Origin of the sequence: Shewanella psychromarinicola (assembly GCF_003855155.1) — a bacterium.
GTDB classification, from domain to species: domain Bacteria; phylum Pseudomonadota; class Gammaproteobacteria; order Enterobacterales; family Shewanellaceae; genus Shewanella; species Shewanella psychromarinicola.
The window spans coordinates 3,288,473-3,302,267 of the sequence record NZ_CP034073.1 but is presented as its reverse complement, the minus strand read 5'-3'; the positions used below and the strand labels follow the sequence as shown (position 1 = coordinate 3,302,267).

Below are 13,795 nucleotides of genomic sequence, written 5' to 3'. Positions count from 1 at the left end.
GTTAGTTTCCGACCAATAAGTAAATAAGCGAGGCGGTTATCACCGCCACTAGCAATGCCTGTATGCCACTGCGTAACCACGTCACCCCGGATATCCGGCCAAGAAAAACCCCCAATAAAAAAGTGAGCAGCAGGGCCACAAAGATGGCGGCATACAGAGGTGGAATAGGAAGGTTGACGCCGGCAGTTGCCAGCCATAGTGGCGATAATATTAACAGTGAAATGACCAGCGGCGCTAGGCCATTCACCAATGCAATCAACAAGGGTACCCAGCGCGTTGCGATGCCATGCGCACTATGTTGAAGATCACTCATCATTGCCCTCTCCAGTTGCCCCAAAGCATGCTTTCGCTCTGCAGATTCACTGATGTAAGCACTACTAATACCACTAATGCTCAGCGCAATCGCCGCACCCAAACAGACACCAATAATCATTGATAAATCGGCGGGGGTACTGACAAGAAAACCCATGATCAGTCCTAGCATGGTAAGTGCACCATCAAAGCCATTAACAACAAAATAACGACGCACAATCCCCCGCGTACGGGTGATATCTAATAAAAATTTGGCCTGATTTAACAGACTCATAAAATGTTAACCAGCAACCGTTTCATTATGTACTTCAACCTCATCAATACTGTGAAGAGAACCACCCATGTTGCTAATGGCAGATTGAACGCCTTTAAAATCAATCGCGCTACCAAACAGCTCTATTTGAACCGTTTCGGTATTTTCATCCATCTCAAGAACAACCAGTTTTACTTGATAATCGACACCTGTTTCGGCAATGGCCCGAGAAAAATCAAGCGCATTAGGTTGATGAGGTTTGAGTACATCCAGAACAATCCTTTTGACCTTAACCATAAAAAATAGTCCTTTAATCCTTTGTCTTGTTAATTATAGTAAAACTCTCATCAATTTGTCATGGAGCGCCTACTATTTCTGGGTAATTTTGGACCCTAATGTCTTGGTTAACATTTGAAGTCATACTGTCTAATATGCACCATTTATCTAGCAGTGCTACGGTAATCAATATAGGGACTTTTAACTTAGATGACGCTAGCTTTTTATGATGGTATGCAAGCCGCAAAAGATAGGTTTTAATAATGAATGATTTTTCAGAAGCGTTTTAATCAATAATATTCATTCAGCACAAGATGCATCAGCGGAAACGTTAGCATTCTCACTTTTTACAAATAAGATGAACCTAAGACGGTTACAAATGAGGTTAAAAGTGCTGGCTAATCCCATCGCAAAATTTTAGCATCAGCGATTTAAGTAATCTTTATTTTGTCTTCTCCCATTTTGATTGTTTGTAACCACTTCAATCATGGCAAATCGATGCCGTAGTGGAAGGAGACCATCACATCAGGTTAAGTAACTAAGGGAAATGCCGAAACGGCTGAAGAGATCAAAAAGAGGTTAGCTGTAGTTCCCCTTTTGGTCTGTGTATTAGATGTGAGCAAGGGCCACGACTTTAGCGGTCGCAGGCCATAAAAAAATAAATAGCGGCTACTACCCTGAGATATTATTAACTGAACTTATCGACTCTATTTATTGGTTAAATTGATTCACTTTATTCAGTAAGCGCATAAACTCGCTTTGTTCAACATCGGTTAATGCCGCTAAAAAGTGTTGATTAACCCACCCGGCTTCATGAATTAGGTCTTGCTCGAGCGCTTTGCCATTGTCGGTTAAAAATATTTGAAATGCACGGCGGTTATCCGCTTCTTGGTGACGGGTAACAAATCCCTGGACTTGCAGATGATCAAGCAGACGAGTCATTGTGTAGTTGGCCACATCACAACGCTTAGACAACTCTGTTTGACTTAATCCTTCCTCTTGCCACAACGTAAACAACACCGGCCAAAGTTTACTGTCTAACTCATAGCGCTTTAAACGCGTGTCGAGTTCTTGCTGCAAGGCAATATTAAGATGGGAAATCAGGTAACTTAAACTTTCAAATCGTTTCAAATGATACCTCCTACATCGTCAGTGGGATGTATTGACTGGTTTAAGACTAATGCCAATGCCTTTACAGCAGCTAAATCACACTTGAACTTATTTTTAGATTACCATCTCTATACGTTAAGAAAAGCTATTTTAGTCAAAAGATAAATATTCATTAATGTAACGATAATAACAGGCGCGATTTAATTGCCCTACTAGGCCCCGTACTACTGGTGCATAAATACCATTGTCTGTCACAGTAATATCAGCAACATCGATGACGGGCATTTTTGTACCTATACTACTGGTAAATATCAGTTTATTTTTTTTATAACCGTCAATAGGATCGGCATGATAGTCCACCAGCAATAAGGGATAAGCCTCAACCGATACTTTAACCTTCTCTACGGGAGTGATCAAAAAATACTCGCCTTCGATGCAATGCAAGATACTACTAAACAAGGCCGCAAACTTTGCTGGCAACGGACTGTTTAGATACAGCCAATCACCATTAGCTTGAATATGAAACAGTGTGTCATCACTGCATAACACGACACCGTCAGGTCGAGTATATGAACTTAATGTTTCTGTTTCATCTTCCATAATCGGCCTCTTCTATGATGTCATTAATTTAAGCAATGCTTCAATCGGATGCTGAGGTTTAAAGCCTGCAAAGCGCTTCACTTGGCTGCGACAAGAATATCCAGATACCAATACTTGGCTGTGTTGAGCAATTTTTTCAATGCTCGGCTGCCAAGACATCTCAAACAGTTTTTCAGAACGCTCAACGTTTTCAAGTTCGTGACCGTAGGTGCCCGCCATACCGCAACACCCCAAATTAACACTGTGTAATTTGGCGCCAAAATGGCTAAAAATGGCTTTCCATTCATTGGCGGTATTCGGTTTCGCTGTCGATTCAGTGCAATGACTGAACCAAGTGTATTGCGGTGCATCTTTTGCTAAAGCTGACGCTTCACTTCGGGATGCCACAACATCAGTTAACCATTCATTGGCTAACAGCACCTTAAATGGCCCACGACGCTGACCTAAGGCTTCTTTATACTCATCGCGATAACATAATACTAATGCCGGATCTAACCCGACCATCGGCATACCAAGGGCATGAACGCGGTTTAAGAAGTCAGCACTGTTTTGCGCTGTTTTAGCAAACTTGTCCAAAAAGCCTTTAATATGCGTCGGCTTACCATTGGGTTTAAATGGCAGCAATACCGGCTTAAATCCAAGCTTTTCGATTAATTGAATAAAACGGTAAACCAAGCCTGCATCATAAAAACTGTTAAACGGGTCTTGCACCACCAGCACATATTGACTGCGCTGCGCTTCAGGGATGGTATACAAGGAACCCAAATCGTAACCGCGGCTTGAATGTCCGTCTAAGCGCTGTTTTAGTGTAGGCACTGATAGCTTAGGCGCATCGACATAACCAATGACTTTTTTAATCACCCATTTACTCAGCGGGTTCTGCGAGGCTAAGTTAGTCAATTTAGGCATGGCCGCCATCAACGGCAATGAATCTTCGATACCGGCAACTAAATAATCTTTAGCAGGACGTAAATAACGTTTGTAGTAAATATTAAAAAATTGCGCCCTAAATTTCGGCACATCTACTTTGACCGGACATTGACCAGAACAGGCCTTACACGCCAAACAGCCTTTAAGTGACTCCATCACTTCATGGGAGTAATCATAGTCACGTTGGTTGTTTAGGGTATTTTGAATTCGTTGCATCCATCCCAGTGGGGAAGACTTTTCCAAAGCGTCAACATCGACCCCTTCAGCTTCAAGTAAACGCAACCATTCACGCATTAAGCCCGCACGACCTTTAGGTGATTGTACTCTGTCACCGGTGACTTTAAACGACGGGCACATAGGTGAATAACTGCTGTAGTTAAAACACAGACCATTACCATTACAGTTCATCACATCAGGAAACGCGTCACGCACCTGCACTGGGATTTGTCTATCGAAACTGCCGCGTTTAACGCTGTCGACATTAAATAGCAATGGGCCTGACTTAGGCGGCGCCACTAATTTACCAGGATTGAGACGATTATCAGGATCAAACAAACCTTTGATCTGCTCCAGTACGCCATAGAGTTCGTCGCCAAACACGGCTGGGCCATATTCACCGCGAACCCCTTTGCCATGCTCACCCCACATCAGCCCGCCATATTTAAGCGTTAATGCCGCAACTTGATCTGAAATCACTTTAAGTAATTGCTCATCGGCGACATCACACATATCAAGCGCCGGGCGTACATGTAATACCCCCGCATCAACATGACCAAACATACCGTACTGCAAATTATGGCTATCGAGTAGCGCCCGAAATTCCATAATATAGTCAGCTAAGTTTTCTGGCGGTACGGCAGTATCTTCGGCAAAGGCTAATGGTTTACGAGTCCCTTTGGTGGCACCTAATAAGCCAACCGCTTTTTTACGCATTGCATAAATACTGTCGATATCACTTATGTCGGTAATGATTTGAAAACCGACTAAACCAAATTGGGGTTGACTGAGTTGGCCGCTGAGCATCTCCTCTAATAGCGCGACTTTATGGTTAACCTCATCATCTTCACCGGCAAACTCAACCATATTAAGACCTTCTATGATCTTGTTCGGTACGGCTTTAATTTGCTCAGCAACCGAATGCCAAATAATGTCTTCACGGGCAAGGTTGAGCACTTTGGAGTCAACGGTTTCAACGACGGTCGCTTTGGCCTGTACTAATGATGGCGCATGACGTAACGCGGATTCAAATGAGTCATACTTAATATTCACCATCATCCGAGTTTTAGGTAATGGGGTAAGATTAAGCTTGGTTTCGGTGATCACTGCCAGCGTGCCTTCCGAACCGGTGAGAATACGCGATAAATCAAACTGGCTAAGGTCATCGTTCCACACATGCTTTAAATCATAGCCGGTTAAAAACCGGTTCAATTTAGGGAAACGTTCAATAATAGTGTCCCGTTTTTGCAAACATATCGCCGCTATTTGGCTGGCGATGGTATTGCCCAGCTGATTAGCACCAAAAGGTTGTTGATCAACCTTGTTATGGGCAATCGGCGTTGTGGTTAGTACGCTGCCATCAATGAGTACACTGGTCACGCCTAACACGTGATCTGATGTTTTTCCGTAAACTAATGAGCCAGCACCAGAGGCATCGGTATTAACCATACCGCCAATAGTGGCACGATTAGACGTTGATAAATCGGGACTGAAAAATAATCCATGCGGGCGTAAGGCATCATTTAAGGCGTCTTTAATCACCCCAGCTTGTACTCTAGCCCAACCTTCTTCGACATTAATCTCAAGCACTTGGTCTAAATGACGTGACACATCCAAAATTAACCCATGAGTTAACGCCTGACCATTAGTGCCAGTGCCGCCGCCTCGAGCACTAAAAGTGACTTGTTTATATTTTGGTTGCGCCGCTAGCGATAACACTAGCTCGACATCTTGTTGATGCAGAGGATAAATAACCGCTTGCGGTAAAAACTGGTATACCGAGTTATCGGTTGCCTGAATAAGCCGCGCACTGTAACGCTTGTCTATTTCACCTTCAAACTCGCTTTGCTCAAGCGCGTCAAGATACTCAAGATAGATAGGTTCTAATGTTTGTTTATGTGATAGCAAAGGTAACATAGAGGACTTATTATTTATTGGCATATACATCCATTATAAACAAAAAAAAGCCGCTAAATAGCGGCTTTTCTAACAAGTTGAAAAAAATACAGGTTAAAGGTTAAATCAAACTGTATTTTTTATGCTTATTTATGAGTGTGCTTCAGCTAAATATAACCAAGTGTCAATCACTGTATCTGGGTTAAGAGAAACAGAATCAATACCTTGCTCTACTAACCATGCCGCAAAATCGGGATGGTCTGATGGGCCTTGACCACAAATGCCCACATAAGCACCTTTGGCTTTAGCCGCTTTAATTGCCATGGCTAATAATGCTTTAACCGCATCATTACGCTCATCAAACAAGTGGCTGATAATACCAGAGTCACGATCAAGCCCTAATGTTAACTGCGTTAAGTCGTTTGAACCGATAGAGAAACCATCGAAATGTTCAAGGAATTGGTCAGCTAATAGTGCGTTTGACGGTAATTCGCACATCATAATGACGCGTAAACCGTCTTTACCGCGCTCTAAACCTTGTTCTTTAAGCAATTCAATCACTTGAGCAGCTTCATTAACAGTACGCACAAATGGGATCATCACTTCAACGTTGGTTAAGCCCATTTGCTTACGAACGCGTTTAATCGCTTCACATTCAAGCGCGAAACAATCGCGGAATGATTCAGAGATATAACGGCTGGCACCGCGAAAGCCCAACATTGGGTTTTCTTCATCTGGCTCGTAGCGATCACCACCGACTAAGTTTGCATACTCGTTAGACTTAAAGTCTGACATACGTACGATCACTTTCTTCGGATAGAACGCCGATGCGATAGTGGCAATACCTTCAACCAGACGTGCAATATAGAATTCAACGGGAGAATCATAACCAGCGATCATCTCATTGATTTCAGTTTGCAGTTCAGCAGTTTGACCGTTGAAATCAAGCAAGGCTTTAGGGTGAATACCAATCATGCGGTTAATGATGAACTCTAAACGCGCTAAACCGACACCTTCGTTAGGTAAACGAGCAAAGTCGAATGCACGGTCAGGATTACCGACGTTCATCATAATTTTCATCGGTAAATCAGGTAATGTATCAACACGGTTAGTGATGATTTCAAAGTCTTGTTTACCTGAATAAATTAAGCCAGTATCGCCTTCAGCGCAAGATACCGTGACAATGTCGCCCGTTTTAATACGGTCAGTGACATCACCACAACCCACAACAGCAGGTACACCTAATTCACGTGCAATGATCGCAGCATGGCAAGTACGGCCGCCACGGTTAGTCACAATCGCGCTCGCACGCTTCATGATAGGTTCCCAATCAGGGTCTGTCATGTCGGTGACTAATACATCACCAGGTTGAATTTGGTCCATCTCATCAATCGAAGATAATACCTTAGCCACACCGGTACCAATCTTATGACCAATAGCACGGCCTTCACAGATTACGTCACCCCTAGTTTTCAAGTGGAAACGTTCAATTAACTGGACATCTTCACGGCTACGGACCGTTTCTGGACGAGCTTGAACGATATACAACTTACCGTCGTTACCGTCTTTTGCCCATTCGATATCCATCGCACGGCCATAATGCTTTTCAATAATCACTGCTTGCTTAGCAAGCTCCATGACTTCTTCATCATTAATAGAGAATATACGACGTTGTTCAGCAGCAACATCTTCAATTTTAACTTGCTTGCCATGTGCAGCATCATCAGAGTAGACCATCTGAATCAACTTACTACCAATATTTCGACGCACAACAGCCTGATGGCCTTGCGCTAAAATAGGTTTGTGTACATAGAATTCGTCAGGGTTAACCGCGCCTTGTACAACCATTTCACCTAAACCAAAAGATGAAGTGATAAAGACAACGTCATTGTTACCTGATTCAGTGTCCATGGTGAACATGACACCAGAAGCAGCTTTGTCTGAACGGACCATACGTTGTACGCCAGCAGATAAAGCAACTCCTTGATGTTCGTAACCTTGATGAACACGATAAGAAATTGCACGGTCGTTAAACAGTGAGGCATAAACATGCTTAACAGCCAGCATGACAGCATCAAACCCTTTAACGTTTAAGAATGTTTCTTGTTGGCCGGCAAAAGACGCATCTGGCATATCTTCAGCTGTCGCTGATGAACGCACTGCAAATGACGCTTCTTGAGTTTCGCTCGACAACTGCTCGTAAGCTTCGCGAATGGCAACTTCTAATGCTGGCTGAAATGGGGTGTCGATAACCCATTGTCTGATCTGCGCACCTACTTTTGCCAGCTCAGTAACATCATCAACATCCAATGTTGCCAGAATGTCAAAAATTTTCTGGTTAACTCCACTTTGTTCAAGGAACTCATTGAACGCATGAGAAGTTGTTGCAAAGCCGCCAGGGACCTGAACTCCTGCGTTGGCCAAATTGCTGATCATCTCTCCAAGGGATGCATTTTTTCCGCCAACCTTGTTAACATCACCCATGCCTAATTCTTGATACCAGAGTACATATTGCTGCACAGTTTTATCTCCGCAAGTTTTTATTTCAGTGGCCACTTCACATAAGGGCAATAGCATCTTACACTCCCACACAACAAGCGTAAATCTATAATTTTATTTGTAATTTTATTACTACAAGAGGTCAGAATGACACCAAAAGTATTCTATATTTCAGATGGGACCGCGATCACAGCAGAGGTTTTTGGACATGCGGTACTTTCGCAGTTTCCTTTAGAATTTGAAGCACTTACAATTCCTTTTGTGGAAACGGTTGTGCGAGCTCAAAAAGTTAAGCAACAAATAAATGATTGTTTTATTACAACAGGCGTTAGACCACTTGTGTTTCACTCAATCATTAATCCTGAAATCCGCAATGTTATATTTTCAAGTGAATGTGTCGATTATGACTTTTTGAACACCTTTGTTGCGCCATTAGAACAACACTTAGGTATACAAGCTAAGCCTTTATTACACCGAACCCATGGTAAAAGTAACCACGGTTATGAAACCCGTATCGATGCGATTAACTACACTATGGAAAATGATGACGGTCAGACCATGAAACACATGGATAAAGCCGATATCATTTTATTAGGTGTGTCGCGTTGCGGCAAAACACCCTCAAGCTTATATCTGTCAATGCAGTTTGGTATTAAAGCTGCAAACTACCCATTTACTGAAGATGACATGGATGATCTCAAGTTACCTGAAGCATTGAAACGTAATAAATCAAAATTATTTGGCCTAACAATAGACCCACATCGTTTACATGAAATTCGTCAAAGCCGCATGGAAAACAGTCGATATTCATCATTAAGACAGTGCCGACTTGAAGTAAAAGAAGTCGAGATGATGTATAAAAAAGAGCGTATTCCTTTTGTGAATACTACCAATCATTCCGTAGAAGAAATTGCCACAAAAATTATCGACATAACCGGTTTAGATCGCCACATGTTCTAATTTATAAACAATAAAAAGCACTGTAAAAAGGCTTTTAAACCCGAGTTCACTAGCTTGATTCGGGTGAGTCTTTTACGGCAATCTGTTTTTTAGCCACTAGAATCCGAGGCTAAGCCTCGCATGTTGAACTTCTTTGGGTATATAATCTCGGGCAATATGATGCAGATGCATCTCACGATTTCTCGGTAATATGCATGACAATTAAAACAGATGAACTACGAACTACCCTTTTAAGCAAAGTCATTTCACCCGCGCAGCTGGCATCAGAATACCCTTTGACTCAAGATGCTGCTGACTATCTTGTTGCCCAGCGCCGAGAAGTTGAAGCGATTATTGCAGGCGAAGATCAACGCTTATTGGTGATTATTGGCCCTTGCTCAATCCATGACACTAAAGCAGCACTCGAATATGCAGAGCGCTTATCCGCATTACACCATGAGCTAAAAGATGATTTGTGCATTGTAATGCGAGTCTACTTTGAAAAACCACGAACTATTGTGGGCTGGAAAGGCTTAATTTCAGATCCAGACTTAGACGGCAGCTTTAGCCCAAATAAAGGCTTACGCATCGCACGTGAACTGCTGCAACAGATTACCGAATTAAAACTCCCTATCGCTACGGAGTTTTTAGACATGGTTAACGGTCAATACATTGCAGATCTTATTACCTGGGGTGCTATTGGGGCTCGTACCACTGAAAGCCAAATTCACCGTGAAATGGCTTCAGCGCTATCATGCCCAGTCGGCTTTAAAAATGGTACTGACGGTAACATTAATATCGCTGTTGATGCGGTGCGCGCTGCTCAAGCGCCACACATTTTTTATTCTCCGGATAAAGATGGTGCGATGGCAGTTTACCGTACTCATGGCAATCCATTTGGCCACATTATTTTACGGGGTGGTAAAACACCTAACTATAGTGCAGAAGATATTGAAGTAGCTCGCGCTCAATTAGAGCAAGTGGGCGTGACTCAACGTATGGTGGTAGATTTTAGCCACGGTAACAGTGAGAAACAACATCAAAACCAATTGAAGGTTGCCGATAGCATCATGGCGCAACTGCGTAATGGAAGCACTGCGATAGCCGGTATCATGGCTGAAAGCTTTATGATTGAGGGCAACCAGAAAGTGGTTAAAGGCCAACCATTAGTTTACGGACAAAGTATTACCGATGCCTGTTTACATTGGGCCGATTCTGAAAAGCTGTTACGCGATTTAGCCCAAGCGTCGAAAGAACGTAAAGCCTTACTGGCAAAATAGCGGTCACGTCACAGGCTAGTGACGAACACAATAAAAAGCCAATTACGATCCTCTTTGTATAACGGCTATACTATTATCAATACTTTACATGCCTATGCAGTTGGCTCAGTAAGAATGTATTGGCGTGTGAATTATTGCCAAATTTAACAATCTGTTAGGTATTTCTCTTTCCATTTGTCTACGATTGAACCGATAACAGAACTCGCTCAGGTATTCTTGTAGGTACTTTCCTGAAACACCATGAAATGTCCCAAGTAAAAATGCCTTTAAGTTACCAATGGCAATATGAACCCAAGGCAGCCATTCATCAACAAGCTCACTGGGGGTAACCCTCGCTTCATGTTGTTGAGTCTTATCTATAATGTTCAACGCAGGTAAGCCGTCTGTATGCACTTTTTGCTGTCTCGTTAAGTGTTTGGCAACGAACTTTTCAACACTATCATGGCAAACGCTATTCACAGCCTGCATAGCAATAAATCCAGCTCTTTTTCCTTTGCTTTCAACGGCAACTAAAACAGGTGTTTTACCTTCTGCTCCACGTCCACGCTTGCCCTTCCTTCTGCCACCCACTAACGCATCATCAATTTCAATAACGCCTGACAGTCTATATAAGCTGTCTCTATGGCCCATAGCCGTTCTCAGCTTACTTAATATCAAACGTGCCGTTCGCCAATTAACTTCAATGTGCTTGCTCAATCTTAATGCTGAAATACTGCCTTTATCTGAGCCTAAAAAGTAGATTGCCCAAAACCACTTAGTGATAGGAATACGGCTACCGTGGAATAATGTGTCTGCTGTGACCGATGTTTGTTTATGACATTGACTGCATTCATATACATTGCGGGTTGTAAGCTCATAGGCATGCTCACAAGAGCATCTAGGGCAAACAAAACCATTAGGCCATCTCATTTTCTTAATGTGATTTAAGCAATCAATTTCAGCGCTGAATTGACGTTGCCATTCAAAAAAACTCGTTTCAGGCATTTTCATAGCAAATCTCACTTCTAGTCTTGATTTATACTATAAGAATAGGCCAAAACTGACTCAGATGCATAGGCATGATACTTTATATAGTCGTTTCCTAATGCCAGCCATTTATGGTTGGCATTTTTATATAATTAATTCAATTTATTACGATCAATAACGTCCTCAGAAGGGATAAGTGACAAGTGACAAGTGACGCAAGGATAATGTACGCAACGCATTGCTGAACCTCCTATTGTATGCTCGAGCGTAACGGATTAATTCACTCAAGCCACGCCACTGAGTGACCGACTGAAGGTTGCATTTGCTAACACTAGGATTAAAAATAATCCATAAAACCAACATTCAGCACATATTCGATTATGATTGTCATTAATTTGGAGGCTTAATATTGTCGATAACGCTTATCTTTAACGTAAATAATGATGTTTAATAACCGTGGACAATTATTAACAGATAATCGCGTTAGCTAAAAAACCAATGTCATCATTCCACACACTCCCCCATAAGGATGTTGTTATGCAAAGTTCGTCTCGTAGTGCTGCTATTTTTGGCATATTGATTGCGCTGGGTCTCGGCACACTAGGCGTATTACTTAAACAAGCTATTATTGAATATAAGTTACTCGATCGAAGTGTCACGGTAAAAGGCTTAGCAGAAAATGAATATCCTGCCGACATCGTCATTTGGCCTATTCAATTTACTGCGGCCAATAATAATCTCGATGAACTCTACAAACAGCTTGAAGCCCAAAGCAACCAAGTCGTTAGCTTTCTAGCCGAGCTAAATGTTGCCCCAAAAGAAGTTACGCTCACCGCGCCCACGATTACCGATAAGTTGGCGCAACAATATGGTGGAAATCAACCGATAGAATTACGCTACACGGGGTCACAAACGATTACAGTCTATTCTAACGACATCGAAAAAGTACGCGCTGTGATGCCCAAATTAACTGAACTGGGTAAAATGGGTATTGTCTTTTCTCAAAATAACTATGATGCCCAAGTTGAATATATTTTTAGCCGATTAAATGACGTTAAACCCAAAATGATTGAAGAGTCGACAACCAATGCGCGTTCAGTCGCCAAAAAATTTGCTTCCGACTCGCAAAGTCGATTAGGTAAAATTAAGAAAGCCACTCAGGGGCAATTCAGTATCAGTAATCGTGATAAAAACACGCCTTATATTAAACAGGTACGCGTAGTATCAACCATCGAATATTATTTAGCGGATTAACAACATGAAGCAATTATTCACCTCTTTTCTAATCGGTTTAATGAGCCTAATGTGTGCTCCATTAATGGCGAATGCTCCCGCATCGGTTGAACTTACTCATCCCGCCACTCCCCCAAAAAACCATCAAGTTATTTTTATTGTCAGACATGCTGAAAAACTGGATGGTAAAGATCCGAGTTTGTCCGCACAAGGTCAATTACGGGCGTTACGCCTAGCGAAGGTGTTATCCAGTACACCGCTAACTAAGGTGTTCACCACTGACTATAATCGTACCCGTGAAACTGCGACTGCCGTCAGCCAAGATCAGCAACTCAATCTGAGTGTTTATGACCCTCGCGATATGGCCGTATTCACTCAACAACTATTAACTCAACAAGGAAATATTTTAGTGGTTGGTCACAGTAATACGTCGACAGATTTAGTTGAACGACTCAGCGCAGAAAAACAACGTCCGATCGATGATGCGAATGAGTTTGATCGTCTGTATATTGTGACGCTCAATCAAAATAAACAAATGGTCTCCTGTGTTTTACTGCGTTATTAATGGGCAAATGTAAGGTCAATACTAATACAAAATACTAAAGACTAAAGACTAAGCCATGTCACCTGCAGTGCCAATCATGCGGTGGCCAGGTCACTGAAGGGCTAATAAACGGGCTCTATTAAGCTCAATTGGCACAGTGACATCGACATGGCTAAACGCAATACAGTATAATGCGCCGCTTTTTTCGCTTAAATCTTTGTTAATCTGCATAACATTAGGTAGTTGTATGTCCCTTACTCAAAACCCCGCACAAACCCAAACCGATTTCCCTGATGATATTGCAGCACGGATTGCTCAATCAGAAGCGCGCGTTATAAAGGCTATTTTTCCCTCTAATACCAATCACCATAACACCTTATTTGGTGGCGATGCTTTAGCTTGGATGGATGAAACGGCTTTTATCGCCGCCACCCGTTTTTGTCGTAAAACTTTAGTTACCGTCAGTTCTGATCGTATCGATTTTAAAAAAGCGATACCCGCTGGCAGCTTGGCTGAGCTGATTGCAAATGTTATCCATGTTGGTAATACATCACTTAAAGTTGAAGTGAATATTTATGTCGAAGACATGTACAAGGATCATCGTGAACATGCGATACGCGGAGTGTTTACTTTTGTTGCGGTAGATGAAAACAGAAACCCAACCCAAGTGTGGCCGCACAATTAATATGCCCTTTCTAATGCAGCCTAATGGCTGCATTTTTATTTTATTCATTCAACTAA

12 protein-coding genes are annotated in these 13,795 nt (G+C 42.3%); 5 read left to right on the top strand and 7 right to left on the bottom strand.

The genetic code is table 11. The features are described 5' to 3' along the window. Nucleotide 1 precedes the first annotated feature (1 nt). The 6 genes from EGC80_RS14510 to ppsA form a co-directional block, all read right to left on the bottom strand. Entirely contained in the window at nucleotides 2-586 is a 585-nt protein-coding gene (locus tag EGC80_RS14510; protein WP_101030910.1) for a VIT1/CCC1 transporter family protein, read from the bottom strand. 6 nt (nucleotides 587-592) lie between these two features. Then, nucleotides 593-862: a DUF211 domain-containing protein gene (locus EGC80_RS14505; RefSeq protein ID WP_124014292.1), complete on the bottom strand. Its 270-nt coding sequence runs from the start codon at nucleotides 860-862 to the stop codon at nucleotides 593-595. 690 nt (nucleotides 863-1,552) lie between these two features. Continuing rightward, the gene (locus EGC80_RS14500; protein ID WP_101030906.1) at nucleotides 1,553-1,972 is read right to left on the bottom strand and encodes a MarR family winged helix-turn-helix transcriptional regulator; all 420 of its coding nucleotides are present in this window, start codon (nucleotides 1,970-1,972) and stop codon (nucleotides 1,553-1,555) included. Between the two features lie 129 nt (nucleotides 1,973-2,101). Further along, nucleotides 2,102-2,551, bottom strand: coding sequence for a DUF1285 domain-containing protein (locus tag EGC80_RS14495; protein ID WP_124014291.1), 450 nt, complete (start codon nucleotides 2,549-2,551; stop codon nucleotides 2,102-2,104). Nucleotides 2,552-2,563: 12 nt separating this feature from the next. Continuing rightward, entirely contained in the window at nucleotides 2,564-5,614 is a 3,051-nt protein-coding gene (gene ydiJ, locus EGC80_RS14490) for a D-2-hydroxyglutarate dehydrogenase YdiJ (protein WP_124014295.1), read from the bottom strand. 129 nt (nucleotides 5,615-5,743) lie between these two features. Next, nucleotides 5,744-8,113, bottom strand: a complete 2,370-nt coding sequence (gene ppsA, locus EGC80_RS14485; protein ID WP_124014294.1) for a phosphoenolpyruvate synthase — start codon at nucleotides 8,111-8,113, stop codon at nucleotides 5,744-5,746. A gap of 126 nt (nucleotides 8,114-8,239) precedes the next feature. On the opposite strand from ppsA, the gene ppsR reads away from it, so the two are divergent. Both ppsR and EGC80_RS14475 read left to right on the top strand, forming a co-directional pair. Next, nucleotides 8,240-9,052: a posphoenolpyruvate synthetase regulatory kinase/phosphorylase PpsR gene (gene ppsR, locus EGC80_RS14480; RefSeq protein ID WP_101030900.1), complete on the top strand. Its 813-nt coding sequence runs from the start codon at nucleotides 8,240-8,242 to the stop codon at nucleotides 9,050-9,052. Between the two features lie 194 nt (nucleotides 9,053-9,246). Next, nucleotides 9,247-10,311 carry a 3-deoxy-7-phosphoheptulonate synthase gene (locus EGC80_RS14475; protein WP_101030898.1) on the top strand — a complete coding sequence of 355 codons (1,065 nt, stop codon included), beginning with the start codon at nucleotides 9,247-9,249 and terminating at the stop codon, nucleotides 10,309-10,311. Nucleotides 10,312-10,416: 105 nt separating this feature from the next. Here EGC80_RS14475 and EGC80_RS14470 read toward each other — a convergent pair whose 3' ends face one another. Continuing rightward, nucleotides 10,417-11,301, bottom strand: coding sequence for an IS1595 family transposase (locus EGC80_RS14470; RefSeq protein WP_124693443.1), 885 nt, complete (start codon nucleotides 11,299-11,301; stop codon nucleotides 10,417-10,419). A 513-nt stretch (nucleotides 11,302-11,814) separates the two neighbouring features. Between EGC80_RS14470 and EGC80_RS14465 the strand changes: the two genes are divergently transcribed. From EGC80_RS14465 to EGC80_RS14455, 3 genes are all read left to right on the top strand, one after another. Next, the gene (locus EGC80_RS14465; protein WP_124014353.1) at nucleotides 11,815-12,531 is read left to right on the top strand and encodes an SIMPL domain-containing protein; all 717 of its coding nucleotides are present in this window, start codon (nucleotides 11,815-11,817) and stop codon (nucleotides 12,529-12,531) included. Nucleotides 12,532-12,535: 4 nt separating this feature from the next. Beyond that, nucleotides 12,536-13,075, top strand: coding sequence for a SixA phosphatase family protein (locus EGC80_RS14460; protein ID WP_124014352.1), 540 nt, complete (start codon nucleotides 12,536-12,538; stop codon nucleotides 13,073-13,075). Nucleotides 13,076-13,301: 226 nt separating this feature from the next. Continuing rightward, nucleotides 13,302-13,739, top strand: a complete 438-nt coding sequence (locus EGC80_RS14455) for an acyl-CoA thioesterase (RefSeq protein WP_101030892.1) — start codon at nucleotides 13,302-13,304, stop codon at nucleotides 13,737-13,739. Nucleotides 13,740-13,795: the final 56 nt, after the last annotated feature.